The following is a 26,076-nucleotide window of genomic DNA, read 5'->3' as shown; positions in this document are numbered from 1 at the left end:
CCAGGGCGTGACAGCCTCATCCCATCGCCCGACCCAATTGGGTGAACAGGCCGCCGCTGGCGAATACCTCCACATAGCGCCGCTGCTGGAAATGGCCATTGAGCGACACCCGCGGCAATTCCGTCAGGCGTTGCAAGTGGTGGGGATACAGGCCCCCGGGGCGGGTGGTGACGGCGGTGCGAAAGCCGGCGTTTCTCGCCAGGTCGAATTCGCGCCGGCCACAGGATAGCGGGCCGCCCAGCGGATAGGAAAAATGGGCGGGGCGGATGCCGAACTGGGCCTCGATGACCTCCACCGACTGGATCATCTCGTTGTGGGCCTGCTCAGCCGGAAGCTTGGCCAATTCGTAATGGTTCACGGTGTGGGCGCCGATAGTGCAGAGCGGATCGCCGGCAAAGAGCCGCAATTCCTGCCAATCCATGATGAGATCGCGGCATTGCCGGTCCAGGTCATAGCCGTAATTGCCGGTGAACTCGGCCAGGAGCGCCAGCCGCTCCGGCTCCGGCAATTTGCGCAGGCGCCAATAGAGACGGTTGAAGGCGTCGTTCTTCTCGGCAATGGTTCGGGTGTCGACATATTCGGTGTCACCGTTCTCGGTGAAGGCCAGAGCGTCCTGCCGGGCGATAATGTCCTCTATCGCCTGCCACCAAAGCTGGCCGACGCCATCCACGAAAGCGGTGGGCACATAGAGGGTGAAAGGCGCTTCGTGCCGCTGCAGGATAGGCAGAGCATGGCGGAGATTGTCCCGATAGGCGTCGTCGAAGGTGAGGACGACGAAGCGGCGGCCCCGTTTCGGCGCGGCGAGACGTTCCAGCGCTTCGTCCATGCTGACGATGTCCAGGCCGAGATCGCGGAGGCGCTCGAGACAAAAATCGAGGAAATCCGGCTGCACCTGCAAAATGGCATTGGGAGAAAAATCGGCGGGTTCGTCCGGCAGGACGCGATGCAGCGTGAAGATCACGCCGCGCGAGCGCGACAGCAGGTTGAACAATGCCGGCATCCGCGACAGCCAAAGCAGTTCGAAGGCAGTGCGAATGGCGGCGTATTTGAGCCCCATCAGGCGGCGACCGGCTCGGCCAGGGCAGCAAGCTCGACGCGGGGCAGACCGGCTTCTTCCAAACGCCTGCGCGTGGCTTCGGCGCTTTCGACATCGTCTTTTTCACCGGTGACCAGGACGATGCGGCCACCCAGTTCGGAGAAGGCACCGAGCATGGACTTGCGATCGGCGCGGCCGGTCATCACCACCACGACTTCATAGATATCGCTCAACGCCTCGGTCAGAATCTGTGGGCGGTTGGAGTTGCGGGCGATAGAATCGCCCTGCCCCCAGGTCACTTCGGCGAAGCTGTTGTCGGCGGACTTCTGCACCACGTCGCCAAAGCCGGCCTCGCCGGTGCTGAGTTCGGTGATGCCCGGATTGCCGGTGCGAAGCCCTGACCCGGCGTCGATCAGCGCGACGCTCAGGCCCTTGGACAGCGCGTCGGCCACCAGTTCCTCGGCCATCTGGCGGCTGGGCTGATTGTCTCCATGATCGGCCAGCAGCAGCAGATGGGTTCGGCCGAGCACAAGGTCGGACACCAGATCGGTATAAGGCAAAAGGCGGGCAAGCGGACCGCGGGGCGAGATGGGCTCGTCTGCCACGTCCGGCGTTTCGGCCATTTCGCTGTCATTTTCTCCGGAACCGGCTGGTGCCACCATCAGGGTGTGAATGAAGGCGTTTGCCGCCTCGGCGGAGGGGGGCGGCTCTGCCGGCGCGATGTCCGCCCGTTCGGCCTGGAGCGGCTCTTCCGGCAGGACGAGGACAGGCTCCTCCGCCGATGCCAAGGCGGGGTCGGCAAAGGCGTCCGGCGCCGTATCCGGCTCCTGCCAGCGCTGATCGGGCTGGAGCTCGGCCTCATCGAAGGGGGCAGTTTCCAATTCGTCCTGCCGAACGATGGGCGCACGCATTATCGGCACCAGAGCGCGTCCCGACATCAATTCGCCGAAAGCCACGATGCCGACCTGAACGGCGACCGACATGATGCCGATCGCGACCATGACCAGCGAGGTCTTCGGCGAGGCCGGGGTGACGGACGGCGCGGCTACCGAGACGACGCGCACGTCCGGCAGGGCGGAGGTCGCATCGACGCGGGAGGAGGCTTCGTTATAGCGCAGCAGATAGGCTTCGAGGAGATCGCGCTGCGCCTTGGCCTCACGCTGGAGGCCGTCGAGAGTGACGTTGTCCCTGGTGGCCGTGGAGGCGCTGACCTTGGCGCGGTCGAGTTCGGCCTGGAGCGAGGCTTCCAGATCCGCTTCAATCTGCGCTTCGGCTTCCAGGGCGGAAGCGACGCGGCGGCCTTCCTGGCGAATCTGATTGTCCAGTTCGGAAATCTGCGCATTGAGGGCGCGGATGGCCGGATGGCTGGCGAGCAGCGTGGCGGAGCGCTGCGCCATTTCGCCCTGAAGGCGCGCCTTTTCCTGGCTCAATTGCTGGATCGCCAGTGAATTGCGCACATCGGTCACGGCTTCGATGGGCTGGCCGCGATCGATCAGGCCGCGGATGAGCGAGGCGCGCGACAGCGCCGCGTTCTTGCGCTCCTGCGCGGTGGCGACCTGGGCGGCGATTGTGGACAATTGCTGGTCCAGCAGGCTGGTATTGTTCTGGCCGATAAAAAGATCATTGGCGACCTTGAAGTCGGCGACGGCGGATTCGGCCTGCTCCACCGAAACGCGCAGACGGTTGATCTCGTCCAGCAACCAGCCCGACGCCTCGGCGGTGTCGGAAATGGACAAATTGGCCCGCCGCGCCACATGGGCATTGGCCAGGGCGTTGGCGATGTCGGCGGCAAGCTGCGGGTCGGTCGAGCGCACCAGCACCGAGATGATGGCCGAATCTTTTTCCTGAACCACGGTGAGGCGATCATGAAGCGATGTGATCACGGTTTCGTCGACGCTGTTCGGCGTGGCGGCGCGCCGGCCGATCAATTGGGTGATCATGCCCAGCGGCGAGAAGCCGGCCGCTCCCCCGTTGAATTCCGGGACGGAGCGCAGATCGAGCTGATCGATGACGTTGAGCAAGGTGTCGCGCGACTTGAGCAGTTCGATCTGGCTGGAGACGACGCCGGGCGTATTGCCGTTATAGCTCGGCGGCTGATCGTTGGCCGGGCGCAAATAGGCGCTGGCCCGCGATTCCACCAGAATCGCCGCCCCGGATTCATACAGGCGCGGCTGGAACATGAGCACGACAAAACCGGCCACCAACAGAGCGAGCGTCACCAGCAAAATGCGCGGCAGCCGGCGGATGATGGCCGCCAGCAAGGCAGCAACATCAATCTTGGCGTCCTCGGACGCCGGGAGCTCGTAAGACATGGCAATACCTCGAAGTTCATTTCCAGCTAACGCCATGCGTGGTCAAAATTCGGTTAATTCGCGTCGCATTCCGCGCCTATATCCCGGCGTCATAAGGACAATCTTAACCATAGGCGGACAGATTGGAGCCAACTCGAACGCATGGGATTCTTATGCGCTGGCTATCCATTCTAATCCTGGCCCTGACATTGACGCTTGGCGGCTGCGCCACCAATAGAAGCGCCACCTATCTGGTGGAAACCAATGGGCCCTATCAGCTCGATACGGGCGATGTGGTGCGGGTGACCGTCTATGGCGATGCGGAGCTGAGCAAGAGCTATCGCGTCGGCGATGAGGGAGCGATCGCCTTTCCGCTGGTCGGCGCGGTGGCCGTGCGCGGCAGCACCACCCAGGATGCCGGCAAGCGTCTCGCCCGGGCGCTGGCCAATGGCTATATGCGCAATCCCGACGTTGCGGTCGAGATCGAACAATACCGTCCCTTCTATATCCAGGGCGAGATCAAGACTGCCGGGCAATTCCCCTATGTTCCCGGCATGAGCGTGCGCGCCGCGATCAGCACGGCGGGCGGCTTCACCGAGACGGCGGACCGCAATCGCGCCGTGGTTTACCGCCAGCAGGACAACCAGATGGTCAAAGGAAACGTCGAGCTCGATTTCCCGATCTATCCGGGCGATACGGTTGTCGTTTCCGAACGCTGGTTCTAGGCCTTGTCGGGGCCTCCGCTCAAAATCCTGCAAATATTGCGGGCGCCGGTGGGCGGATTGTTCCGCCATGTCGCCGATCTGACGCGCGAATTGGCGGCACGCGGCCATGACATCGGCATCGTTGTCGACATCCTGGCCAATGATGCGCAGACCGAAGAATTGCTGCGGGGGCTCGACGCCCATGCAAGGCTCGGCATTCATCGCCTGCCGATGCCCCGCCTGTTCGGCAAGGGCGACCTGACCACGCCATTCGCCGTCACGCGGCTGGCGCGACGCCTCGAGGTCGATATCATCCACGGCCACGGCGCCAAGGGCGGGTTCTATGCCCGGCTGGCTCTTTACGGCCGAACCCGCGCGAAAGCCGTCTATACCCCGCATGGCGGTGTCCTGCACTATGCGGCCGATTCGCGGTCCGGCCGGCTGTTCCACCAGATCGAGCGCCTGTTGATGGCCAGGACTTCGGCCATCATCTTCGAAAGCGCCTATGCGGAAAAAACCTATACGGCGCTGATCGGAGCCCCGACCTGTCCGGCGGAAATCATCCATAACGGTCTGCGGCCCGAGGAATTCGAACCGGTGCCGGCGGCAGCCGATGCCGCCGATTTCGTGTTTGTCGGCGAATTGCGAACGCTCAAGGGGATTTTCCCGCTGGTTGAGGCGCTGGCAACGGTTCCGGGCGCCAAGCTGGTCATGGCCGGCGATGGGCCGGAGCGGATGGCGCTGGAAGCCAGGATCGCCGAATTGGGGCTGGCCGACCGGGTGCGGCTGGTCGGCTCTCAACCGGCGCGGCGGGTTTTCACCCTGGGCCGCTGCGTCATCGTGCCGTCACTGGCGGAGTCCCTGCCCTATGTGGTGCTGGAGGCGGCGGCGGCGCGATTGCCTTTGATCGCCACCCGCGTGGGCGGCATTCCCGAAATATTCGGGCCGATGGCGGCGAGCCTGGTGCCAGCCGGCGATTCAGCGGCGCTGGCGAAGGCCATGCAAGAATTCATCGATAGCCCGGCGCAGTCCGAAGCCGCGATGCTGCAATTGCTGGCCCATATCGAAGCCCGGTTTTCCGTGCGGCGCATGACCGACGCCATCGAGGAGACCTATCGGGCGGGTCTGGAAAAAACCGGTGCCTGACTTCATCGAGTTTAAACGCCTCTGCACGAGAATGCCGGGTCAAGACTAATGCCGGTATTCTCGTAATGTTTCGCGTAGACGCTAAAAAGGCCATTGAAGACCACGCCGCCAAGCCGGGCGGGACACCGCATCTTTCGCCGCGCGCCGAGGAAATCATCGCCCGCCCGGTGGACGGCACGCTTTCGGCCGCGGTGATTTCAGGAACAGCGCAGGTGGCGGAGGCGCTGCTACTCGCGCTTTTGGGCTATGGCATTCACGCGGCCTATGTCGCGCCGGGACAGGACGCGCTCTATATCCCGATCATCCTGACAATGGTGTTGCTGGCCAATATCATGTTCAACGCCGTGCGCTCCCACCGCATCACGGCTTATCGCACCACATTGTCGCAGTTCGGCCGGGTGCTCGGGGCCTGGACGGCGGTGATGGTGACGCTGACTGTGGGATTGTTCCTGTTCAAGGCCGGCGACCTGGTCTCGCGGTTCTGGCTGCTCACCTGGTACGCCTCCGGCGCACTGGCTCTGCTGGCATATCGCAGCCTGTTGCGGGCCCTCGTGCTGCGCTGGACCGATGAAGGCCGCCTGAAACGACGCGCGGTGATCGTCGGCGGCGGCGCCGACGCGGCTCTGCTGATCGAGCAGATCCAGGCCGGAGCCGAAAAGGACATCAACCTGCTCGGATTGTTCGACGACCGCGTCGGAGAGCGTTCGCCGGACCTCGTCTCGGGCTATCACAAGCTCGGAATGGTTGCGGACCTGGTCGAGTTCGCCCGCCGCACCCCCGTCGACCTCGTCATCGTGTCGATGCCGCTATCGGCGGAAAAGCGCGTGCTGGACATGTTGACCCAGCTCTGGGTGCTGCCGGTGGACATTCGCCTGTCCGCCCATATGAGCAAGCTGAAATTCACCGACAAGGCCTATTCCTATGTCGGAGAAGTGCCCGTTCTCGACATAGCCGACCGGCCGATCTCGGACTGGAACCGGGTGTTCAAATGGGTGTTCGACAAGCTTGTGGCGCTCACCGCGCTGATCCTGCTGTCGCCGGTCATGCTGGCCACGGCAATCGCCATCAAACTGGAAAGCCGCGGCCCGGTATTCTTCGTGCAGAACCGGCATGGCTTCAACAACGAGACCATCCGCATCTACAAGTTCCGCTCGATGCGCACCGACATGCTCGACAATACGGCCGCCAAGCTCGTCACCAAAGACGATCCCCGCGTCACCCGGGTCGGCAAATTCATCCGCAAGACCTCGATCGACGAGCTGCCGCAATTGTTCAATGTGCTCAAGGGCGAGCTGTCCGTCGTCGGCCCGCGCCCGCATGCACCACAAGCCAAGGCCGAGAACCAGCTCTATTACGAGGCGGTGGAAGGCTATTTCGCCCGTCACCGCGTCAAGCCCGGCATGACCGGCTGGGCCCAGGTCAATGGCTGGCGCGGCGAGACCGACACGATCGACAAGATCATGCAGCGGGTCAATCACGATCTCTACTATATCGAGCACTGGTCGATCCTGCTCGATGCCTACATCGTGTTGCTGACGCCGTTCCGATTATTCAATTCCGAAAACGCCTATTGAGCCCATGATGGACGGCACCCGGCTCCAAGTCACCGGTTTTCTCGCCCTGGCCTTTCTGGGGACGTTCGCGGCGGCGGCGGCAAGCGCCGACAGTGAGCTGTGCATGGAATGCATAAAGGTGCGCGTCGGGCCGCCGGTAACGGTGCGGGGCCCGTTTCCGGACGAACTCGACGCCCCCTTCACCGCCCTCAAGCTGCCCGATGGATCGTTTCGGGGGTTCAGCGCCAATGGAGCGACCTATGCCATTGACGGTCCCACCTTACGGGACATGGACAACCCCCGCCGTGCCGTGCTGGAAGCCGGCATTGCAGGCAGCAAAAACGAATGTGGGCGCTGGCTGACCTCGGCCATGCGATCCGGCGGCGCGGTCCTCGGGCTGGTGCATCAGGAAAGCATCTGCGATTACGGCCCGCAGGGGCAGACCGACAAGTCGATGGCCATCGCCACCTCATCCGATGACGGTCTCACCTGGACGGATCTGGGCACGATCATCACCGGGCGGGATGCGCCGCAGCGGGGCCGGATCACCGGCGAGGGCGATTGCACGATGATCGATGGCCTCGATGGCTATCTCTACGCCTATTGCCTGCGGAATTCCGACTGGCAGACCATCGCGGCCAGAACGCCGAAGCACGACCTCACGGACTGGCGGAAATATCACGAGGGCGCCTGGAGCGAGCCGGGCCTTGGCGGCCAGGCGACAGCAATCGGCTTTGTCGGGCCCGGCGTCGGCTATTTGCGGGATCGGGGCTGGGTCGCCGCGCTCACGACCGATCCGTGGTTCGGAGGATTGCGGCTATCGTTGTCGACGGACAAGGTGTCGTTCCTCGATCTGGAAGAGCCGCTTCTGGCCATTGACGGTTCCGAATGGGACCGGCCGGCAAATACCGATCTGGTCGCCTATGGGACCATCCTCAATCCCGACGACGGCAGCAACGCCGTCGATGGACGCTTCCTGTTGAGCTATATCTATGTGCCGCCCGGCAAGGGCTTCGAGAGCCGCTATCTCGTCCATCACGAGGTGGCGCTGTCGGTGGAAGACGAGCCGATGGCGGTTCAGGCAGGCATAGCGCTGAGCCGCTTTTTGGAGCCTAGACAGGACATCTATCTCACGTCCACCGGGCCATTGACCGGAGACCGGCGCGCTTATCGCCACGACAAGATCATCGCCTATATGCTGACCCGGCCGCCCCAGGGCATTGCCAGCATCAAGTTCGCCGAATGCGCCCGGGACCGGTTCGGGCATCTGGACCAGATGCTTGCCGACGAGGGTAGCTGCGAGCCCGCGGGCTATGTCCGGGAGCGAACCGCGGGCTGGCTATATGCCGCCGAGCAAGAGGAAAGCGTGCCGGTCTATCGCTGTATCGAGCAGCGGACGGGAACGCATTTCGCGTCCGGCGCGCCGGATTGCGAGGGACTGGGCACAATGGAACATCTGCTCGGCTACGGGTTGGCCCCATGAGCATGACAGGCACTCGCCGCGAGGCACCTGAGACCGAAATCCGCATAGCCGGCCTGCGTTTCGCCGTCTTCACCACGCGGAACCTGGTCTTCCTGCTCGCCGTGCTGGCGATGAACTACACGCTGCTGCGGCCCTCGCCCGTCGACCTGTTATACGTCCTGTCCTTTCTCATCACGCTGTTCCTGATGACGCTGCTGGAAAAGCAGGAGGTGACGCGACGATCGGTGACCTTCATTCTCATCGTTGCCGCGTGGGGTCTGTCCTGCCTGCTGGCGTCGCTACCGAATTTCAGCGAGGATGGCGTCGCCTTCGAGCTGCTTTCCAAGACCTTCGCCATCACGATCGGCATTATCAGCGTCTTCGTGTCGATGAGCTGGAAAAAGCGCCACTTCGAGATTTTCATGAAGGTTTACATCGTCTCCTGCGTGATCGCCTCGATCCTGGGCACGATAGGCTTCCTGCTCCAAACCGAATTGCTGACCTGGGACGGACGCGCCAAGGGCTTCATCGATGACCCCAATATGTATGGTTCGTTCCTGCTGCCGGCGGTGGTCTTCTGCGTCTATTTCCTCTTTCGTCCCCGGGGAAACAAGGTACTGCTTATCGGCGCCATGGCGATCGTCCTGCTCGGCATCCTCCTGTCCTTCTCGCGCATCGCCGTCGTCGCGGTGATGATCTGTCTGTTCGCCTATATTTTCTTCCACAATCGCCGGCGGCCGCGCCGGCTGGTGCTGACCATCGGCAGCCTTGTCGTAATCGGCGTCGTGCTCTTCGCCTTTGCCAGCCTTACCTCGGCCGAATTCACCGAAAAGCTCCTGGATCGACTCACCTTCGCCAAGTCCTACGACCTGGGCGAGGAAGGCCGCTATCACCGCTACCTGCTGGTATTGCCGATGATCATGGAGAACCCGATCGGACTTGGGGTGCTCCAACTCGACAAGATCTTTCCAGAGCCGATCCACAACATCTGGCTGAGCTCCTTCGTCAATTATGGCTGGACCGGCGGCATCGCCTGGCTGGTTCTCGCCTTCGGGACGGTGGGCGTTTCCATCCGCAATTATCGGCGCACGCGGAACGAAATAACGATCGTGCTGCTGATATCGCTGATCGGCATCGTCATGTGCGCGTCGCTGCATGAGGGCGAGCATTGGCGCCAGATGTGGCTGCACTTCGGGCTGATCTGGGGGATGAACACGTTCAATTTCGACCTGGGCGCGGGGCCGAAGGCGCGTCAGATTCCACCAGCCAAACGATCTCTGCCGCGCCGGGCCGGCGCGTCACGGCCGCCCATCAGCACTGCCGCTTCGACCAGCACAGGGCATGTTCAGCGCCCGATGGCATCGCCGAGATAGTATTCCGCCAGCTCGGCTGTCCCCGCTGCGAATCCCGCCATATGGGTTTGCGCGAGATCGGTCTCGGCATGGGAGCCGATCCAGGCGAGCAAAGCCATGCGGCGCAGCATGATCATGTCGTCGATGGAGGCGATGTCGTCCTTATCGAGCGGGCGCACGGCCTGATAGCTTTCGAGCCAGGCAGCCTTGAGCGCCGGCACCGTCGCATGGGTCTCGTGGAAGGAAATGGCGGCGGCAAAATCGTAGGTGAACCAGCAGAAGCCGCAATCGTCGAAATCGATCAGGCTGACATCATCGCCATCGACCAGCAGGTTGCCCAAACGCATATCGGCGTGGATGAGGCCATAGCGACCGGCGCCCAGCCCGTAGGCTGCGAGCCGGCGGCGAAGCGCGGCGTCCAGGCGGTCGAGGAGTGAACGGATATCGGCCGTGACACCCGGGGCAATTCGCCAGTCGCCCCAGAGCCCATCGCTGTCGAGGATATTGCCGGCGCTCCAGCTCTGACGCGTGAATGCCGCCGGGCGCTGCCAATGGGTCGCATGCTCGTGCATGCGGGCCGCATAATTCCCCAATCTGCCGAACAATCCAAGCAAACCGCTGTCCGGACTCGGCTCGTGGCCGGCGAGGAAGCGGAACAGCACGGCCTGCCGCAAGGCCCCGTCCGGCGCCAGAAAACCCTGGAGCAATTCGCCATTCCTGCCGGCAACCGGCTCGGGGATCGGCAGGCCGGTATCGCGCCGCAGGGCGGCCAGCCAGGCCAGCTCGCTCTCGATATTGGCGATGCTCTGGTAATCCGGCCGATGTACACGCAGCGTATAGGAAGCGCCGCCCGCTTTATCGAAACGGAAGGTGTGATTCTCGGAATAATTGATAATTCGCGGCACGGAGCCGGCCAATTGCGGCCAGAGCGGAATTGCGGCTTCAATGTCGCGCGCCTGCAATTGCATGATCGGCTCCAGCCCGGCGGGAACGATCCGGCCTTATAGACGGGCCTTGAGTGGAATGGTCGGAGCGGCCGGATTTGAACCGACGACCCCTTGTCCCCCGTTCCCGCGCCAACGGGGAAATGTCAAGGAGGCCAATACGATGCGAGGAGTCGTTTTTCAATAGCCGAGATGGCAGTCGGCGACACACCGGCACAGAAGGCAACCGCATCGTGGAAGATCTGACCCATACCGCGCCGGCCCGCTTTTGGTACTCTCGTGTGTACTTTGACATAAAAACAGGCGCCGAACCCGAAGGCCGGCGCCCACTCTCATGACAGCTCATAACGTTAGTCTTCGCTGCTATCCGTGTAGATGATCACGGTGCCATCCTGACTGTTGTTGATAGCAACGATGTCCGACACATCAACCGAATTGCCGGTCAAAAAGTCATTCAACGTCGAGTTGCCGCTAATGGCGTTCTGGAGCGCGGAAATGTTGCTGGCATTGCCGTTCAGCGCCTCGTTGAAAGCTGTGGCGTCGAAATTGGCCACGTCAGCCACATCGACAATTTGCACATCACCAACATCGGAAACGTCGCTCAGATCAGTATTGCCGGCTTCCATCAGCGATAGCAGGTCCGAGAAGTTCCCCACATCGCCCACGTCGCTGGACGCGTCGCCCCCAACGTCACCCGAGTTTGTCACACCGCCGACGGCGTTATCCACGGTGTCGCTGATCGTTCCATCAACAGCATTGTCGACAGTATCATTCAGTCCATCGACCGCGCCGTCAACAGTGCCGCTTACTGAGTCAAGCGTATCATTGAGAATGTTGCTGTCTTCACTATCCTGTGCCAGCACAGCACCAGTCGAAAAAGCGAAAGTCGCAACGGAAGAAAGAAGAATATTGCGGAACGAGCTCATGCTAGTTCTCCATGTTCTTTTGTCTGAGATAAAAACCTGGTCAGGTTTCGCAGAGACAATCCGCGGCACGGCGCTTTTGTTCCGATTTTGTGATGACGACCGCGCGATGTGATTTCTCATGCTAATGGGTCCGCTATCGAATCCTTGGCGTCCCATTCTCGCCCCAGTTCGCGTCCCCGCAGCCTCCAGCGCTGAACGTTCCCCATGTAACGCGAATTGGTTAGGTGGATGCAGGCAAAGAGCGTAAGTTGCCGGCGGCGCTATGATGTGCCCGACCTTGAAAGGTCAAATCCCATGCCAGTCGATATTGCCCCCCCGCCCCCGGTTGTTCCGACCGGGAGGGCTTCGTTCAGTTATCAGCGAACCGTCGCTTTCGTCCTGGGTTTCGGTCTTGTTGCCGCCGTCCTGCAGATCGCGCTCACGATGTTCGGCCCGGCCATCTAACCCGCCATTACCAATCGGAGCCTCGGAATGGGATCATCTACCCTCATAAGCATCCTGATCACCTTCCTGGTGGTCGTGCTGATTTTGTGGCTGACCCAGCGCCTGCCGGTCGACGGCCGCGTTCGGCAGATAATTCAGATTGTAGTAATCGTGGTGGGCATCATCGCGCTGCTTCGGTACCTGGCCGTTTTCTAAGGCGCCGCGATGGAACCTCGCCGGCGCTCACAAATTCCGTTTGATCAAAACGGAGGTGAAAATGAGCGACGGCGAAATCAGACAAGGCGGCTGTCTCTGCGGCATTGTGCGATATGAAGTCCGTGGCGCTCCGTTCCGAACCGGGCTTTGCCATTGCGCCGATTGCCGAAAGGTCACGGGCTCATCGTTTCTGGCCTATGCCGATTGGGCGGATGGTCAGTTCCAATATACCGGTGACGTTAAAACCTATGACGGCCGCTCGTTCTGCCCGCGGTGCGGCTCCCGCCTGTTCAGCATCGGAGACCATCGCGTCGAAATCTATTTGGGCACGCTCGACGATGCGCCCAGCGGCATTGTTCCGATGGTCGAGGGCTGGATCAAAAGACGAGAGGCGTGGCTTCTGCCGCTCGACGCTGAGCAACATGACGAAGACATCGGATAGCGGCAACTGTCTTCAAATCGGCGCTCACGATCACAAACCGGGAACGGTAACGTATTGCCATCGTTTGAGAAATGAGGTTCGAAAACGACGGAGACTTGCCATGATGACGATCAGCAAGAAACGCAGACTGACGTTAGGCCTGAAATCCGCACTCGTCGTCGGCGTGGCCGTGATCCTCTTCACGCCTAAAGATATCGAGCTTCCAGACCTTGGCGCCTTCCCGCTGATCAGCCAGGCATATGCCGGCGAAGTCAGCGGTTCCGAACCTAAGCCGTGATGATCCCGTCGTGCAGCATCGGCACGCCCAGAAGGCCCTTAATGGCGGGTCAGCGCCGGTTCCGTTATGATCGCCTCCAAGCAATCTAGCCCCGGAGACCAATGTGAGCGCTGAATCGGAGAACTGGCGCGCCGCCCGCAAAGCGGGTGCGATGGCCATCGCCGGGTCGATGATCGTTACCGCACTATTGTGGCTCGCGATCCTGTATTTTGGCCCGTCAATCCAGGGGATAGACACCGTTAGCAGCAGGATGATCTTCGCCCTGAAATGTTGCTGCGTCGCCGTGCTCTTCTGCCTCGTGATGGGCGTCGAGGCGGTAGCGCATGAGCGGCTACAATCACCCGCATTTGATCCTTTGGCGGGACATGAAACGAGGCGGCTACGGGTCAATCTCCGTTTTCTCCAGAACACCCTGGAGCAGTTCGTGGTCTTTGCATTCGGTCTGTTTGGGCTGGCCGCCTATGCGGACGACGAACTAGGAATGCGGGCTGTTCTCGCGACGACAGTCGTGTGGATATTGACTCGTTTCGCCTTCTGGATCGGCTATCACCACAGCGCGGCGATGCGGGGCTTAGGCGCCCCGGGGATGATGGTGAGCATGCTGGCGCTGATATATGTCGTCTGCCGAGTTAGCTTCGATATCGCCGGCTGGGCGGGCGTTGTCGTTTTCGGGATAGCCTTCGCGGCGATCGAGGCCCTGCTCTTTCTCAAGACGCGCCAGCTCTAAATTGGGTTGAAATAAAGCTCGTCCGGCTCGTCGCCTTGTTCTTTGGCCTGTCCGACCAAGCTGTCGAGCGGCGTGGTCAGGGTCCAGCGCACCCGGCCAGGCTCCCGCTCAAGAGTTGATCGGCCATTCAAGGCGAGCGGCACGACGCGCTCCAGCACCACTGTGCCAAAGCCGCGACGGACAATCGGTTCCGCGGGCTCGCCGGATTCGGCCGGAAAGGTCTCCTCCCAAACCAATTCAAACTGGCTCGCGTCCGGCCGATCGTCGATAATCTGCCACGCAATTCTTACCTGCCCCCGAGCGCTCGCCAATGCTCCATATTTGGCTGCATTGGTGCCGAGTTCGTGCATGGCCATTCCCAGATGCTGAACGGCATTCGGCGCGAGAGTGATCAGCGGACCAGAGAGCGTAACCTTTTCGTCGTGCCCGAATATGGTGAGGTGTTCCTGCACGAGCTCGAACAGACTGGCACCGGACCAGTCCGAATTGACCAACAGGTCATGCGATCGGGAAAGGGCCATGATCCGGGCGCGCACCTGGCCCTCGAATTCACTCGGCGCAACAGCCCGATTGCTGGATTCTCGGATGATCGAGAGGATTACCGCGAACTGGTTCTTGACGCGATGATTGACCTCGCGGAGCAGGAGGCTGATCCGTCGCTCCGCCTCTTTGGCCTCGCTCACATCGCGAGCGATCTTGGAGGCGCCGACAATACCGCCATTGGCATCTTTGATCGGTGAAACCGTTATCGAAACCGAGATCAACGTGCCATCCTTTCGGACGCGGGTGGTATCAAAGCTCTCGACTCGCTCACCCCTTCGCACCCGCTCGATGATGTCGGTTTCTTCGCTCTGCAACCGCTCGGGAATGAGCATAAGGATCGAGCGTCCGATCGCTTCCTCGGCGGAATAGCCGAACATCCGCTCGGCAGCGATGTTCCAACTCGTGATCTGGCTGTTCAAATCCTTGCTGATGATGGCGTCAAAAGAACTATCGACGATGGCCGCGAGGCGGGCATTTGCAATGGCATCGATATCGTTTGAGATTTGATCCATTGCCCATGATATCTGGTCCAAGGCCTGATTGTCGATCAAGCAATGCGGCGGACACGGATCAGTTGATGTGGAGCGCTGCGGGCGCACCGTCGGCCCGGGCAACATTGTGCCGCACGGGATCGAGCTCGTGACCCAATGGTAACGATCTGCTGACGCGTGAATGGCGCGGGCATCATCTTGCCTTTTGCCATTGCTATGTCAGGCTCCGGTCAGGCTGGGAGGGGTGAGAATGGCTGCGGAAGAAGAGCCCGTGGTGGCGACATGCCATTGCGGGCAGGTCGAAATAGTCTTGGCGAAAACGCCCGATGTGGTGGTCGAATGCAATTGCAGCCTTTGCACCAAATATGGCGTGCTTTGGACCTATTATGAGGCTTCAGACATCCTTGGGATGCCAGAGGGCAGCATAACGGATAGCTACGCCTGGAATGGCGAGAACGTGGACTTTCACCGCTGCTCAAACTGCGGCTGCATTACCCACTGGATGCCAAGATCAGCGAGCCGCAGCAGACGGGGGATCAATGCGAGGCTGCTCCCCAAAACCTTGCTGGCCTCTGCCAGGCTGAGACACCGGGATGGTGCCGAAACGGGAAAATATCTCGACTAGGCAACCTGTAACCGACGCGTTCCGAACGCTTGGGCGATCCTTACGGCTGCGGTCTTGCCTCTCATCGAGCCCGTTGCATTTGACGGCGGGCTTGACGCAAGAGACGGTACGCTGCGGATGGCAAGGGCGGCAGGACTCGAACCTGCAATCTACGGTTTTGGAAACCATCGCTCGACCAGTTGAGCTACGCCCGACAAGGACGCGCCTGCTGATATTGATTGATCAGATGACGGCGACGGATGCCCTCCGATCCCGAAATCAATCGCCCTCAGGCAGCATCCCGGAAACTTTGAGGTTTGATGGTCGGAGCGGCCGGATTTGAACCGACGACCCTTTGTCCCCCAGACAAATGCGCTACCAGGCTGCGCTACGCCCCGACTGCGCGGAGACATAGACAGACTGGCCTTTTGAGGCAAGCCCTGTTTTCCCGGGAAAAGGAACAAACAGTAAATACCTCGTGGAAAAGCACAGTTGGCCCGACGCTGGCCAGATGGCTATGAGTTCTGGAGCTAGCCATGTCCGCTGGCGAGGGGAATCCCGTAACCTGGACACGGCCAGTGATTGCGCCCATTCTGAACTCCGGCTCCCCTTCAGCGTCGCTGCAAAAGGTTGGCCGGGACGAAAAAGGTAGGAAAAATGAAGCCTAAAAACATCGGATTGCTACCGGCCCTCAGCGTGTTAGCTGCCATCTGCATCACAGGTGCGGCGGTAGCGGAAACTTCTACTGATGTCACAATCCAAAACGGTGATCGTGCCGTGCCGGCCACAGTGGTTGTTCCAGATGGCGACGGTCCTTTCGCAGCAGTCGTCATGAATCATGGTCATGGCGGCGGACGCCAGGAAAACGGCGGATTCGGCGGAATAGCCAAGGCCCTCGCCGACAAGGGAATCCTGACGATCCGGATGGATTTCCCGGGCTCGGGAGACAGCGAGGAGCCCTTCACCGAGGGCTATCTGTCGAACATGATTTCCGATTCCAACGCGAGCCTGCAGTACGTGCTGGACAATTATGAAGTGGATGAAAACCGCCTTGGCATCTTTGGCTACAGCATGGGCGGCCGCATCGCGCTGACCATCGGGAGCGAGGAAGGCAATCCATACCGAGCCATGGGATTGCTGGCACCTTCTGCCGACTGGGGGCAGGAAATGATGGCCGACTTTCTGGGAGGGCAGGAAGAGTATGACCGACTGTATGAAGAGTCCGGCAGCGACAAGGGCTATGCGGAATTCGTCACCCAGTGGGGACAGACACAAGAGTTGAGCCGAACATGGTTCGACGAGATGATTGCCTCCAAGCCCCTGGAGACTATCGGAGCATACGACGGCGCCATGATCGTCGTTTATGGTGACCAAGACGATGTTGTTCGCTCGGGCGTCAACGAGGCTGTGCTCGAAGCCTATCCTGATGCGACCGCTATCGTTGTCCCGGAAGCCGACCACGGATACGGGTTCTACAGCGACCAGCCTGAGGTCACCGCACTTGTTGAAAAAACCTTCGCGGATTTTTTCGCTGAAAACCTGGAATAGCGGCGGACTAAGTTACAGGCCGTGGATGGAGTGATCTTCCACGGTCTTGTGCCGGGATTTGCAGCGGCAACCGTCCGCTGGTCTATTGTGGAGGCGCAGGCGTATCGGTCGGTCCGGCCGGCGCAGCCACCCCTGAATCATTGCCGCGGTTCTCTGATTCCGTCGACGTTTCTGCCCCTTCGTCTGATGGCGCCTGGTACAATGTAGTAGCCACCACGCCAGCGAAAATCACTACAATTGCGGCGACGGCTATGGCGATAAGTATTTGTCGGTTTTGCATTGGGGGTCTCCGTTCCTCGGACGTTCAACAGAGATCGCCGGGGTGAGTTCCACCCTCGCTGTCGAGATGATCTGCGGTCTCGCCCTATGGAGCCTAGCATCCGTCCGTCAGCAGGTGGAAAGGCATTGGCCATTGAAGCCGATGTAAGCATTCCTTCCGATATCGCGCGCATTTCATAAATCACGGTTCGGCGGTTTGGTCGCATCGATGTCTGGGTGAACAATGTAGGATTGCGCCACCGAAGAAGGTAAGCCCGGCAATGGTGAACCGGACATGCACCGAGAAAGGAGATATTCCAGGTTGTCTGCTCCCATGACCGACAGCGGGCTGCGCACGGCGGCGCGGCGCGGCACAAATCGGAATTCGCCGCTCGAAAATCGCCGCTCATCGGGTGCCCGCACGGCCGAGAATTGATGGATCGATTGGGTAACTCACGGGTTTCCGGTCATTCCCAGAAGAATAGAGACCATCATGTTCACCCGTGCACTCATGCTGACCACAGCGCTGGTCTTTGCCGGCCCTGCCATGTCGCAGGACAATGCAGCGGCGACAAGCGCCGCGGCTGCCACGAATATCACCGATCCGGCGCAGTTCAGCGCCATCGCCTCGGTCAGCAACATGTTCGACATCGAGTCCAGCAATCTCGCGCTCGAAAAGTCCAGACGCGACGATGTCAGGGCGTTCGCCGAACAGATGGTCGCGGACCATACGAAGGCCGGCGACGAGATGGCCACGGCTGCCGCTGAGGAGGGCGTCATGCCGGCAAGCCAATTGGACCAGCAACACCAAAAACTGTTGGATGACCTGAACGACCTCGATGGCGAGGCGTTCGACGCAGCTTATATTCTGGCCCAGCAGCAGGCTCACGATGACGCCGTGGCGCTATTCGAAGGTTATTCCACCAATGGCGCGGCCGGACCGCTGAAGGAATTCGCCGCTGCGACGCTGCCGACGTTGCAGGAACACCAGGCCCATGCGCGTGACCTTTCGGCGCAATGAGCCGCTGAAATTCACTCGACCGGGGCCCGCAAGGGCCCCTTACTTCCTGTTCCGCCACTTGATCTTGTTCCGCGCAGGTATCACAATCCTTAACGCGGACAGGAGGCCATCATGGAACAGGAACACATGGTGCGGGACGTTAGCGTCCAGGTGGACGAGCAAATCCACACGGCGACCTATTTTGTCGAGGGCGGCACCATCCACGCGAATATCGGCGATCAAAGCTATTTTTTACCGGTTGGCCGAATTCCTGCGGAAGAGACCGTCCGCTCGTTACTGATCGAGAAACTGCGCCGGAAAAACTTTCGCACCGAGATGGCGCGGAAATGGTTCGGCAGCCGTTAGAAGAACCGGCCCCAGGGATGGATTTAATCGGAACATCCGCTGCGCCCGGCATCCGTCCGATCAGCCCGAATTTGCGCCATCGGAGAGGGGCTGATAGGGGATGGATCGTGACGTCGAATATAGGAGGCAGCAATGGCCAACGACAACGATAAGGAATTGGAGTTCATCGGCAATTTCGGCCTGTTTGCCGCAGCCCTGTGGATTCTCGGTGCGGCGGTGGTGATGGTCGCGGCGGCGATGGGCCAGCCTCGAGTGTAACGTCCCAGCCATAGCATGCGCCGGCAGCCGGCAGAGCGTGGCGATCAACGCCGCGGGGCGAACAGGATTATCGCCCCGCCCTCGCCTCCCGGTCAGATATAGGAAATGTCGGTTTCCGCTGGCGGGGGCATCTGCACCGGCGGCCTGCCCCGGACATCGCGGCGGAAGTCGCTGGGCGCCATGCCGGCAACCTTGCGAAACGACTTGTTGAAGGCGCTGAGCGAGCCGAAGCCGCTTTCCATGGCAATGGCAAGCACACTCGCCTCATCGCGCATCAACATGGCCTGGGCGTATGAAAGGCGCAGCAGGTTGATATAATCGTTGAGCGTCATGCCGGTCGATTTCTTGAACACGGTCATGGCGTATTTCGGATGGATGTCCGCCGCTACGGCAATATCGACGGAATCGATTTCCTCGCGGAAATTGTCGGCGATATATTCGCAGATGCGGACCACGATGGGCGAGGTATGCTGATCGAGCCCGCCGGCATCGGTCACATATTTGCTGTCGGGCAGCAGGCCATAAGGCGAAAAGCGGATGCGCTCGATGCGCAAGAGCAATTCATCCACGGCCAGGCTGGCCTTCATCGGATCGCCGGACCGCGCATAGATATTCCATCGCGCGAAATTGATGGGATCGGATTCATCGGTGGCCTGGGTCAGAAGAGTGGCCCCCTGCATCAGCCGTGCTTGCACGTCCGGCGGCAGCCGCAGCCGGAAGAAATGCACCAGCGGCAAATGGCAGCCGGCATAGATGAGATCGTCGGAGGCGTCGTCCAACCAATGCGGCTGTCCGCCCCAGAACAGCGCCAGATCGCCCTCCGAAAAGGTTACGTCATGGCTGCTCATATTATAGTGGGCCCAGCCCCGGACGATGAAGTTGACTTCGACCTGTGCATGCCAATGAGGGGCCCGCATGACCAGCGGGGCAGCATGAAACGTCTGTAATTCGGTGGGAAGGCGTTCTACGCCGTCCGCCAATGGCTCATAATAAGTACGACTAATCTTACTTTCCGCCAAATCAGGATACCCAATGAGAGCGACGGTACTTTACCAGCCGTTAGCTTAGATAGCGCTCGTAACAAGAGCAAATGAAAAGGGAGGAATATAATGTCTGGTAACACTTCGCGGTGGACCCGCACGCTGGCCGTTGCGCTGGCCGGCATCAGCATGGCGACCATGAGCGCCGCTTCGGCCGCCGAAATCACGGTCTGGGCCTGGGACCCGAATTTCAACGGCGCCACCATGAACAAGGCCGGCGAAATCTACGCCGCCACCCATCCCGATACATCGGTCACCGTCGTCGACTTCGCCAAGGCGGATCTCGAACAGAAGCTGCAGGCGCAGCTCGCTTCGGGCACCACCGATGGCCTGCCCGATATCGTGCTGATCGAAGATTACGGCGCCCAAAAATATCTGCAGTCATTCCCGGGCGCCTTCGAGCCGCTCAATGATTATATCGATTATTCGACTTTCGCTCCCTATAAGGTTGAACTGGCGACATTGAACGGCCAGACCTATTCGCTGCCCTTCGATTCCGGCGTGACCGGGCTGTTCTACCGCTCCGACATCCTCGGGGAAGCCGGCTATACCGCGGCCGACCTGGAAGGCATCACCTGGGATCGCCTGATTGAAATCGGCACCGATGTGAAGGAAAAGACCGGCCAGATTCTCTTGCCGTTCGATCCCAACGATGCCGGCCTCATCCGCATCATGCTGCAATCTGCCGGGTCCTGGTATTTCGACGCCGACGGCAATGTGACCCTCGCCGACAATCCGGTGTTCAAGGCGGCGCTCTCCACCTATCAGGACGTTGTCGCCTCGGGCATCACCAAGCCGGTCGCCGGCTGGACCGAATATACCGGCTCCTTCACCTCCGGCGACACGCTGGCTACCGTGACCGGCGTGTGGATGGTCGGCACGATCAAGGCCAATGCCGATCAGTCAGGCCAGTGGGGTATCGCCCCCATCCCCTCGCTCAGCGGCGTCGAAGGCGCGACCAACGCATCGAACCTGGGCGGTTCGAGCTGGTATGTGCTGTCCTCGGCCCCGAACAAGGAAGAAGCCATCGACTTCCTCGCCAGTGTCTGGGGCCAGGATGCCGATTTCTACCAGGAAATCCTGGTCAACCAGGGTGCCCTGGGTTCGCTGCTCTCGGCTCGCGAAGGCGAAGCCTATTCGGCGAGCGACGATTTCTTCGGCGGCGCGCCGGTCTGGCAGGGCTTCTCCGACTGGCTCGGCGAGATTCCGGCGGTCAATTACGGCCTCTTCACCAATGAGGCCGATTCAGCCGTGGTCGCCCAGATTCCCGCCCTGACCAGCGGCGGCGATGTCGACGAGATCGCCGCAGCCATTGACGCCCAGGTGCGCCAGCAGGTTCAGTAACACCGTCTTTACCGGAGGCGGCCTGCCGCCTCCGGCCTCCCGAGCCTCCCGCGCACAATGCGGGAGGCGTCGGTGGCGTGTCTGTCGGTACCAGGATCGCTGCATTCCGCTCACGCGGAACAGGCGGAGGGAGCGACAGCTAGGCCGGTTGGGGGCTTGGAACGAGGGGGCGCAGGGTGGCGCAATCGCAAATCGCACGCAGCGAACAGATCAATGGCTGGGCATTCATCATGCCTGCCCTGATATTGCTCGGCATATTCATGATCTATCCGATCCTGTGGTCGCTCTGGATGAGCTTCCAGACCGGTCGCGGCATGGCCTTCAGCTTCGGGGGTTTCACCAATATAATGCGCCTGACGCAGGACCCGGTATTCCTGCGGGCCCTGACCAATACCCTGACCTTCCTGGCGATCCAGGTGCCGATCATGCTGATCCTGGCCCTGCTGTTCGCCAATGCCCTCAATGACAGCCGGCTATGGGGGCGCTCCTGGTTCCGCACCGCCATCTTCCTGCCCTGCGTCACCTCGCTGGTCGCCTATTCGGTGGTGTTCCGCTCCATGTTCGCGCAGGACGGCATCATCAACCAGATGCTGATGGGTATCGGGATCATCGGCAGCCCTATTCCGTGGCTGGCCGATCCTTTCTGGGCCAAGGTCGTGATCATTTCGGCCATCACCTGGCGGTGGACCGGCTACAACATGATCTTCTATCTGGCCGCGATGCAGAACATCGACCGCTCGATCTATGAAGCGGCCAGGATCGATGGCGTACCCGCCTGGGCGCGCTTCTGGCACATCACCGTGCCGATGCTGCGGCCCGTTATTCTGTTCACCACGGTCATTTCCACCATCGGCACGCTGCAATTGTTCGACGAGCCCAACCTGCTGACCCAGGGCGGCCCCTCCGACGCGACGCTGACGCTGTCGCTCTACATCTACAATCTGAGCTTCAGGTTCATGCCCAGCTTCGGCTATGCCGCGACCGTTTCCTACGTGATCGTGGTGCTGGTGGCGATCCTCACCATCATTCAGTTCCTCGTGGCGAAGGATCGTCGGGCATGAGCAATCCAGTCGCCCTTCTCGGCCGTGGCGCCCAATATGTCTTGCTGTCGCTGGCCGCCTTCATCTCCGTCTTCCCCTTCTTCTGGATGCTGATCGGCGCCACCAATAGTTCGGCCGACATCCTCAAGGGCAAGGCCAGTCCCGGCCTGGCGCTGCTGGAGAATTTCAGCACGTTCTTCACTTCCGTCGACATGCCGAGAATCCTGTTCAACTCGTTCTTCATCGCCGGCGTCGGCACGATCCTGACGCTGCTGGTCTCGTCACTGGCCGGTTACGGTTTCGAGATTTTCCGCTCGCGGATCCGCGAACGGATTTTCGCCGGCATGCTGCTGATGCTGTCGATCCCGTTCGCCGCCCTGATGATCCCGCTGTTCATCATGATGGCCAATTTCAAGCTGATCAACACGTTCCAGGCGATCATCCTGCCGTCGATCGCCTCGGTCTTCATCATCTTCTATTTCCGCCAGGTGACGAAAGCCTTCCCGCATGAATTGCGCGATGCGGCCAAGATCGACGGGCTGAAGGAATGGCAGATTTTCTTCTATGTCTATATGCCGGTAATGCGCTCGACCTATGCCGCCGCCACCATCATCGTCTTCATGGCGAACTGGAACAATTACCTCTGGCCGCTCATCGTGCTGCAAACCAACGAAATGAAGACGCTGACCCTGGTGGTGGCCGGTCTCACCTCCGCCTATACGCCCGATTGGGGCGTCGTCATGGTCGGCGCCATCTTCGCCACCCTGCCCACTCTCATCATTTTCTTCCTGCTCCAGCGCCGCTTCGTCGAAGGCATGCTGGGCGCGGTCAAATAAGGTGCAACATCCATGAGCAGCGTGAAGCTTAGCGGCGTTCGCAAGTCCTTCGGCACGATCGAAGTCATCAAGGGGGTGGACCTCGACATCGAGGCCAAGGAATTCGTGGTGTTCGTCGGCCCGTCAGGCTGCGGAAAATCCACCCTGCTGCGCATGATCGCCGGGCTGGAGGCGATCAGCGACGGCGAGCTGGAAATCGGCGGCCAGCGGATGAACGATGTCGATCCGTCCAAGCGCGGCGTCGCCATGGTATTCCAGACCTATGCGCTCTACCCGCATATGACGGTGCGCGAGAATATGGGCTTTGCCCTGCGTTTCGCCAAAGTGCCCAAGGACGAGATCGCCCGGCAGGTCGAGCATGCCGCCCGCATTCTGGCGCTGGAGCCGTTGCTGGACCGCTATCCCAAGCAATTGTCCGGCGGACAGCGCCAGCGCGTGGCCATCGGGCGCGCCATTGTCCGCCAGCCGGAGGTGTTCCTGTTCGACGAACCGCTGTCCAATCTCGACGCCGAATTGCGCGTCCATATGCGGATCGAGCTGGCGCGGCTGCACAAGGAATTGCAGACCACCATCATCTATGTAACCCACGACCAGGTGGAAGCGATGACGCTGGCCGACAAGATCGTGGTGCTGCGCGACGGTATCGTCGAGCAGACCGGGCGGCCTCTCGATCTTTACGACGATCCGGCCAATCAGTTCGTGGCCGGCTTCATCGGGTCGCCCAGAATGAATTTCATCGCCGCGAAAGTGGTCGAGAAATCGCCTGCGGGCATCGTTGTCTCACTGCCCCAATTTGCCGATGTCCGGCTCACTCTCCCGATTACCACGGCGGAGGTGGGAGAGGACGTGACCCTGGGCGTCCGGCCCGAGCACTTTGGCGCAGCCGGCGCCGGCGCGGCTGACCTCAATGTGGAGATCGACGTGGCCGAGCACTTGGGCACCACCAGCTATGTCTATGCCCGCACCGATGGCGATCCGCTGATCATCGAGCGCGAGGATTCACGCCACGAGGACAGCGCCGAAAACATCACCGTCTCCATCGATCCCGACAAAACCTATTTATTCGACCACCAGGGCCGGCGACTTCGCTAGACCGCCCTACCCGCTCCGAGACCTCATGGTGAGCTTGTCGAACCACGAGGTCATCCACCAGCAGATCGTGCCACGACCTCGTCCCTCGACAAGCTCAGGATGAGGTCCACTGATAGGACCACAAAATGACTTCGAAAATCCGCTGGGGCATTATCGGCCCCGGCAGCATCGCCAAGGCATTCCGCGGCGGGCTTGAAGGCAGCGAGCATGGCGTGCTCGCGGCAATCGCCACGCGCAATCCCGACAGGCCGGGCCTGTCCGAGGACTTTCCCGGCATCCGCATCGTCAAGGGCTATGAAGCCTTGCTGGCGGATCAGGACATCGACGCGGTCTATATTGCGGTGCCTCATACCGGCCATGCCGAATGGGCCATCAAGGCCGCCAGGGCCGGCAAGCACGCGCTGGTGGAAAAACCATTGGCGCTGTCGGCACATGAGGCCGACGCGGTTTTCCACACGCACCGCCAGGCCGGCACCTTCGCCGGCGAAGCCTTCATGTATCGTCTGCATCCGCAGACCGCCAAGATCATCGAATTGGTGCGCTCGGGCGTGATCGGCGACGTGCGGATGATCCAGTCGAGCTTTGGCTTCTCGATGGGGAAATTCCAGCCGCAGCACCGTCTGTTCGCCTCCGAACTGGCGGGGGGCGGCATCATGGATGTGGGGTGTTATCCGGTCTCGATGGTCCGCCTGCTGGCGGGGGCCGCGACGGGCAGGCCCTTTGCCGATCCGGTCAGGGTCGCAGGGACGGCCCATCTCAATGCCGAAGGCACCGATGATTGGGCGGCGGCCATGCTCACCTTCGAAAACGGCATCGTCGCGCAGGTTTCCTGCGCGGTGATGGCCAATCTCGACAATGTGCTGCGCATCCACGGCGCGGATGGCCGGATCGAGGTGCCGGATTTCTGGTTCGCCGGCGGCAATCGCGACCAGGGCCTGGGCAGGATCGACGTTATCAAGAATGGCCAGACCGAGACTATCAGCGTCAACGAAACGGCCCATGTCTATTCGTTCGAAGCCGAAGCGGCCTCGCTCGCCATTCTCGAAGGCCGGCAGGAATTTGGCGCGCCGGGCATGAGCTGGAACGATACATTGGGCAATCTGCGCGTGCTCGACAAATGGCGCGCCGATGCCGGGATCGAATTCTCGGTCGAAAAACCACATGTCCGGACCAGAACGCTCGACAATCGCCCGCTGGGCGCCAATAGCGGCATTATTCCCAAGCGGTCGATTCCGGGCCTGTCAAAGCAGGCTTCTGCCGTGGCGCTTGGCTTCGAGGACTTCCACACATTCGCCTCGGGCGCCATCCTGCTCGACGCGTTCTGGGAACGCGGCGGCAATGTCTTCGACACCGCCTATATCTATGCTGGTGGCTATACCGAAAAGCTGTTCGGCGACTGGCAAAAAAGAAGCGGCGTCCGCGAAGAGACGGTGCTGATCGGCAAAGGCGCGCATTCGCCGCTGGTCTATCCCGATGTCATCGGCAGGCAATTGACGCAATCGCTCGACCGCCTGCAGACGGATTATGTCGACGTCTATTTCATGCATCGCGACAATATGGACGTGCCGGTGGGCGAGTTCGTCGACGCCATGGACGCCGAGGTCAGGGCCGGCCGCATCCGGGGGCCCTATGGCGGCTCGAACTGGACCAAGGAGCGCATGGACCAGGCCATCGACTATGCCAAGGCCAATGGCAAGACGCCGCCACAGGCCCTCTCCAACAATTTCGCCCTGGCCGAAATGCTCGATCCGATCTGGGACGGGTGCGTCACTGCCGCGACGCCGGACTTCAAGCAATGGCTGACCGACCGGCAGGTCACCAATTTCTCCTGGTCCAGCCAGGCGCGCGGCTTCTTCACCGACCTCGCCGGCCGGGACAAGCGCGACAATGATGAATTGGTCCGCGTCTGGTACAACGAGCAGAATTTCGGCCGCCGCGACCGGGCGATCGAACTGGCCGGCAAGCTCGGTCTTTCGCCGATCCACGTGGCGCTGGCCTATGTGCTGGCCCAGCCTTTCCCCAGCGTCCCGCTGATCGGCCCGCGCCGGCTGATGGAGCTTGAGGACAGCCTCAGGGCCTTCGAAATCCAGCTAACGCCCGAACAGGTGCAATGGCTCGAACAGGGCTGAGCGGTCTTACCCATGCAACGTCAAGCCC

At 61.0% G+C, this 26,076-nt stretch carries 25 protein-coding genes and 1 tRNA gene; 19 read left to right on the top strand and 7 right to left on the bottom strand.

Annotated features, from left to right (window positions below; genetic code table 11):
• Positions 1 to 16: 16 nt before the first annotated feature.
• Both O9Z70_RS05775 and O9Z70_RS05770 read right to left on the bottom strand, forming a co-directional pair.
• Positions 17 to 1,057 (bottom strand): polysaccharide deacetylase family protein, encoded by a 1,041-nt coding sequence (locus tag O9Z70_RS05775; RefSeq protein WP_286021525.1) that lies wholly within the window; start codon positions 1,055 to 1,057, stop codon positions 17 to 19.
• A complete protein-coding gene (locus tag O9Z70_RS05770) occupies positions 1,057 to 3,348 on the bottom strand; it encodes a GumC family protein (protein ID WP_286021524.1) in 2,292 nt (763 codons plus the stop codon). The genes O9Z70_RS05775 and O9Z70_RS05770 overlap by 1 nt, the downstream gene beginning before the upstream one ends.
• A gap of 152 nt (positions 3,349 to 3,500) precedes the next feature.
• Between O9Z70_RS05770 and O9Z70_RS05765 the strand changes: the two genes are divergently transcribed.
• From O9Z70_RS05765 to O9Z70_RS05745, 5 genes are all read left to right on the top strand, one after another.
• Positions 3,501 to 4,052 carry a polysaccharide biosynthesis/export family protein gene (locus O9Z70_RS05765; protein WP_286021523.1) on the top strand — a complete coding sequence of 184 codons (552 nt, stop codon included), beginning with the start codon at positions 3,501 to 3,503 and terminating at the stop codon, positions 4,050 to 4,052.
• 3 nt (positions 4,053 to 4,055) lie between these two features.
• On the top strand, positions 4,056 to 5,177 hold the full coding sequence (locus tag O9Z70_RS05760; protein WP_286021522.1) for a glycosyltransferase family 4 protein: 1,122 nt from the start codon (positions 4,056 to 4,058) through the stop codon (positions 5,175 to 5,177).
• A 65-nt stretch (positions 5,178 to 5,242) separates the two neighbouring features.
• Positions 5,243 to 6,751: an undecaprenyl-phosphate glucose phosphotransferase gene (locus tag O9Z70_RS05755; protein WP_286021521.1), complete on the top strand. Its 1,509-nt coding sequence runs from the start codon at positions 5,243 to 5,245 to the stop codon at positions 6,749 to 6,751.
• 4 nt (positions 6,752 to 6,755) lie between these two features.
• On the top strand, positions 6,756 to 8,213 hold the full coding sequence (locus tag O9Z70_RS05750; protein ID WP_286021520.1) for a glycoside hydrolase family 183 protein: 1,458 nt from the start codon (positions 6,756 to 6,758) through the stop codon (positions 8,211 to 8,213).
• Positions 8,210 to 9,565 (top strand): O-antigen ligase family protein, encoded by a 1,356-nt coding sequence (locus O9Z70_RS05745; protein WP_286021519.1) that lies wholly within the window; start codon positions 8,210 to 8,212, stop codon positions 9,563 to 9,565. Before O9Z70_RS05750 ends, O9Z70_RS05745 begins: the two co-directional genes overlap by 4 nt.
• Here the strand turns inward: O9Z70_RS05745 and O9Z70_RS05740 are convergent.
• Positions 9,538 to 10,512, bottom strand: coding sequence for a phosphotransferase enzyme family protein (locus O9Z70_RS05740; protein ID WP_286021518.1), 975 nt, complete (start codon positions 10,510 to 10,512; stop codon positions 9,538 to 9,540). The genes O9Z70_RS05745 and O9Z70_RS05740 overlap by 28 nt on opposite strands.
• Before the next feature lie 326 nt (positions 10,513 to 10,838).
• Positions 10,839 to 11,414 (bottom strand): hypothetical protein, encoded by a 576-nt coding sequence (locus tag O9Z70_RS05735; protein ID WP_286021517.1) that lies wholly within the window; start codon positions 11,412 to 11,414, stop codon positions 10,839 to 10,841.
• 471 nt (positions 11,415 to 11,885) lie between these two features.
• On the opposite strand from O9Z70_RS05735, the gene O9Z70_RS05730 reads away from it, so the two are divergent.
• From O9Z70_RS05730 to O9Z70_RS05715, 4 genes are all read left to right on the top strand, one after another.
• On the top strand, positions 11,886 to 12,053 hold the full coding sequence (locus tag O9Z70_RS05730; RefSeq protein WP_286021516.1) for a Thivi_2564 family membrane protein: 168 nt from the start codon (positions 11,886 to 11,888) through the stop codon (positions 12,051 to 12,053).
• A gap of 61 nt (positions 12,054 to 12,114) precedes the next feature.
• Positions 12,115 to 12,495 (top strand): GFA family protein, encoded by a 381-nt coding sequence (locus O9Z70_RS05725; protein ID WP_286021515.1) that lies wholly within the window; start codon positions 12,115 to 12,117, stop codon positions 12,493 to 12,495.
• Positions 12,496 to 12,595: 100 nt separating this feature from the next.
• Entirely contained in the window at positions 12,596 to 12,772 is a 177-nt protein-coding gene (locus O9Z70_RS05720; protein ID WP_286021514.1) for a hypothetical protein, read from the top strand.
• Between the two features lie 103 nt (positions 12,773 to 12,875).
• On the top strand, positions 12,876 to 13,499 hold the full coding sequence (locus O9Z70_RS05715) for an MAPEG family protein (RefSeq protein ID WP_286021513.1): 624 nt from the start codon (positions 12,876 to 12,878) through the stop codon (positions 13,497 to 13,499).
• Here O9Z70_RS05715 and O9Z70_RS05710 read toward each other — a convergent pair.
• Positions 13,496 to 14,593, bottom strand: a complete 1,098-nt coding sequence (locus tag O9Z70_RS05710) for a PAS domain S-box protein (protein ID WP_286021512.1) — start codon at positions 14,591 to 14,593, stop codon at positions 13,496 to 13,498. The two genes, O9Z70_RS05715 and O9Z70_RS05710, sit on opposite strands and share 4 nt — an antisense overlap.
• Before the next feature lie 190 nt (positions 14,594 to 14,783).
• On the opposite strand from O9Z70_RS05710, the gene O9Z70_RS05705 reads away from it, so the two are divergent.
• Positions 14,784 to 15,158 carry a GFA family protein gene (locus O9Z70_RS05705; RefSeq protein WP_286021511.1) on the top strand — a complete coding sequence of 125 codons (375 nt, stop codon included), beginning with the start codon at positions 14,784 to 14,786 and terminating at the stop codon, positions 15,156 to 15,158.
• Between the two features lie 300 nt (positions 15,159 to 15,458).
• Here the strand turns inward: O9Z70_RS05705 and O9Z70_RS05700 are convergent.
• A tRNA-Pro gene (locus tag O9Z70_RS05700) sits at positions 15,459 to 15,535 on the bottom strand.
• Between the two features lie 259 nt (positions 15,536 to 15,794).
• On the opposite strand from O9Z70_RS05700, the gene O9Z70_RS05695 reads away from it, so the two are divergent.
• The 4 genes from O9Z70_RS05695 (at position 15,795) to O9Z70_RS05680 (ending at position 18,567) form a co-directional block, all read left to right on the top strand.
• Positions 15,795 to 16,685, top strand: coding sequence for an alpha/beta hydrolase family protein (locus O9Z70_RS05695; RefSeq protein ID WP_286021510.1), 891 nt, complete (start codon positions 15,795 to 15,797; stop codon positions 16,683 to 16,685).
• Positions 16,686 to 17,490: 805 nt separating this feature from the next.
• Complete coding sequence (locus tag O9Z70_RS05690) at positions 17,491 to 17,964, top strand: DUF4142 domain-containing protein (RefSeq protein WP_286021509.1); 474 nt, start codon at positions 17,491 to 17,493, stop codon at positions 17,962 to 17,964.
• 111 nt (positions 17,965 to 18,075) lie between these two features.
• Positions 18,076 to 18,309: a hypothetical protein gene (locus tag O9Z70_RS05685; RefSeq protein WP_286021508.1), complete on the top strand. Its 234-nt coding sequence runs from the start codon at positions 18,076 to 18,078 to the stop codon at positions 18,307 to 18,309.
• A 132-nt stretch (positions 18,310 to 18,441) separates the two neighbouring features.
• Positions 18,442 to 18,567: a hypothetical protein gene (locus O9Z70_RS05680; protein WP_286021507.1), complete on the top strand. Its 126-nt coding sequence runs from the start codon at positions 18,442 to 18,444 to the stop codon at positions 18,565 to 18,567.
• Positions 18,568 to 18,659: 92 nt separating this feature from the next.
• On the opposite strand, the gene O9Z70_RS05675 is transcribed toward O9Z70_RS05680, so the two are convergent.
• The gene (locus O9Z70_RS05675) at positions 18,660 to 19,415 is read right to left on the bottom strand and encodes a helix-turn-helix domain-containing protein (protein ID WP_286021506.1); all 756 of its coding nucleotides are present in this window, start codon (positions 19,413 to 19,415) and stop codon (positions 18,660 to 18,662) included.
• A gap of 261 nt (positions 19,416 to 19,676) precedes the next feature.
• On the opposite strand from O9Z70_RS05675, the gene O9Z70_RS05670 reads away from it, so the two are divergent.
• The 5 genes from O9Z70_RS05670 (at position 19,677) to O9Z70_RS05650 (ending at position 26,048) form a co-directional block, all read left to right on the top strand.
• Positions 19,677 to 20,951: an ABC transporter substrate-binding protein gene (locus tag O9Z70_RS05670; protein WP_286021505.1), complete on the top strand. Its 1,275-nt coding sequence runs from the start codon at positions 19,677 to 19,679 to the stop codon at positions 20,949 to 20,951.
• A gap of 230 nt (positions 20,952 to 21,181) precedes the next feature.
• The gene (locus O9Z70_RS05665) at positions 21,182 to 22,012 is read left to right on the top strand and encodes a carbohydrate ABC transporter permease (RefSeq protein WP_286021961.1); all 831 of its coding nucleotides are present in this window, start codon (positions 21,182 to 21,184) and stop codon (positions 22,010 to 22,012) included.
• Complete coding sequence (locus tag O9Z70_RS05660; protein ID WP_286021504.1) at positions 22,009 to 22,827, top strand: carbohydrate ABC transporter permease; 819 nt, start codon at positions 22,009 to 22,011, stop codon at positions 22,825 to 22,827. The genes O9Z70_RS05665 and O9Z70_RS05660 overlap by 4 nt, the downstream gene beginning before the upstream one ends.
• Before the next feature lie 12 nt (positions 22,828 to 22,839).
• Complete coding sequence (locus O9Z70_RS05655) at positions 22,840 to 23,919, top strand: ABC transporter ATP-binding protein (protein WP_286021503.1); 1,080 nt, start codon at positions 22,840 to 22,842, stop codon at positions 23,917 to 23,919.
• 125 nt (positions 23,920 to 24,044) lie between these two features.
• Positions 24,045 to 26,048 carry an aldo/keto reductase gene (locus O9Z70_RS05650; protein ID WP_286021502.1) on the top strand — a complete coding sequence of 668 codons (2,004 nt, stop codon included), beginning with the start codon at positions 24,045 to 24,047 and terminating at the stop codon, positions 26,046 to 26,048.
• Positions 26,049 to 26,076 lie beyond the last annotated feature (28 nt).

It is taken from the genome of Devosia sp. YIM 151766 (genome assembly GCF_030285925.1).
In the GTDB taxonomy this organism is placed as follows: Bacteria; Pseudomonadota; Alphaproteobacteria; order Rhizobiales; family Devosiaceae; genus Devosia.
This window is presented reverse-complemented; position numbering and strand designations above follow the sequence as displayed.

What these genes read in the sequence shown, in the direction of transcription:
- O9Z70_RS05680 (WP_286021507.1), top strand. Translation starts at nt 18,442, where the DNA reads ATGGCCAACGACAACGATAAGGAATTGGAGTTCATCGGCAATTTCGGC.
- O9Z70_RS05695 (WP_286021510.1), top strand. Translation starts at nt 15,795, where the DNA reads ATGAAGCCTAAAAACATCGGATTGCTACCGGCCCTCAGCGTGTTAGCT.
- O9Z70_RS05765 (WP_286021523.1), top strand. Translation starts at nt 3,501, where the DNA reads ATGCGCTGGCTATCCATTCTAATCCTGGCCCTGACATTGACGCTTGGC.
- O9Z70_RS05655 (WP_286021503.1), top strand. Translation starts at nt 22,840, where the DNA reads ATGAGCAGCGTGAAGCTTAGCGGCGTTCGCAAGTCCTTCGGCACGATC.
- O9Z70_RS05725 (WP_286021515.1), top strand. Translation starts at nt 12,115, where the DNA reads ATGAGCGACGGCGAAATCAGACAAGGCGGCTGTCTCTGCGGCATTGTG.
- O9Z70_RS05770 (WP_286021524.1), bottom strand. Translation starts at nt 3,348, where the DNA reads ATGTCTTACGAGCTCCCGGCGTCCGAGGACGCCAAGATTGATGTTGCT.
- O9Z70_RS05775 (WP_286021525.1), bottom strand. Translation starts at nt 1,057, where the DNA reads ATGGGGCTCAAATACGCCGCCATTCGCACTGCCTTCGAACTGCTTTGG.
- O9Z70_RS05705 (WP_286021511.1), top strand. Translation starts at nt 14,784, where the DNA reads ATGGCTGCGGAAGAAGAGCCCGTGGTGGCGACATGCCATTGCGGGCAG.
- O9Z70_RS05670 (WP_286021505.1), top strand. Translation starts at nt 19,677, where the DNA reads ATGTCTGGTAACACTTCGCGGTGGACCCGCACGCTGGCCGTTGCGCTG.
- O9Z70_RS05660 (WP_286021504.1), top strand. Translation starts at nt 22,009, where the DNA reads ATGAGCAATCCAGTCGCCCTTCTCGGCCGTGGCGCCCAATATGTCTTG.
- O9Z70_RS05650 (WP_286021502.1), top strand. Translation starts at nt 24,045, where the DNA reads ATGACTTCGAAAATCCGCTGGGGCATTATCGGCCCCGGCAGCATCGCC.
- O9Z70_RS05690 (WP_286021509.1), top strand. Translation starts at nt 17,491, where the DNA reads ATGTCGCAGGACAATGCAGCGGCGACAAGCGCCGCGGCTGCCACGAAT.
- O9Z70_RS05735 (WP_286021517.1), bottom strand. Translation starts at nt 11,414, where the DNA reads ATGAGCTCGTTCCGCAATATTCTTCTTTCTTCCGTTGCGACTTTCGCT.
- O9Z70_RS05665 (WP_286021961.1), top strand. Translation starts at nt 21,182, where the DNA reads ATGCCTGCCCTGATATTGCTCGGCATATTCATGATCTATCCGATCCTG.
- O9Z70_RS05675 (WP_286021506.1), bottom strand. Translation starts at nt 19,415, where the DNA reads ATGAGCAGCCATGACGTAACCTTTTCGGAGGGCGATCTGGCGCTGTTC.
- O9Z70_RS05740 (WP_286021518.1), bottom strand. Translation starts at nt 10,512, where the DNA reads ATGCAATTGCAGGCGCGCGACATTGAAGCCGCAATTCCGCTCTGGCCG.
- O9Z70_RS05685 (WP_286021508.1), top strand. Translation starts at nt 18,076, where the DNA reads ATGGAACAGGAACACATGGTGCGGGACGTTAGCGTCCAGGTGGACGAG.
- O9Z70_RS05755 (WP_286021521.1), top strand. Translation starts at nt 5,243, where the DNA reads ATGTTTCGCGTAGACGCTAAAAAGGCCATTGAAGACCACGCCGCCAAG.
- O9Z70_RS05730 (WP_286021516.1), top strand. Translation starts at nt 11,886, where the DNA reads ATGGGATCATCTACCCTCATAAGCATCCTGATCACCTTCCTGGTGGTC.
- O9Z70_RS05750 (WP_286021520.1), top strand. Translation starts at nt 6,756, where the DNA reads ATGATGGACGGCACCCGGCTCCAAGTCACCGGTTTTCTCGCCCTGGCC.
- O9Z70_RS05720 (WP_286021514.1), top strand. Translation starts at nt 12,596, where the DNA reads ATGATGACGATCAGCAAGAAACGCAGACTGACGTTAGGCCTGAAATCC.
- O9Z70_RS05745 (WP_286021519.1), top strand. Translation starts at nt 8,210, where the DNA reads ATGAGCATGACAGGCACTCGCCGCGAGGCACCTGAGACCGAAATCCGC.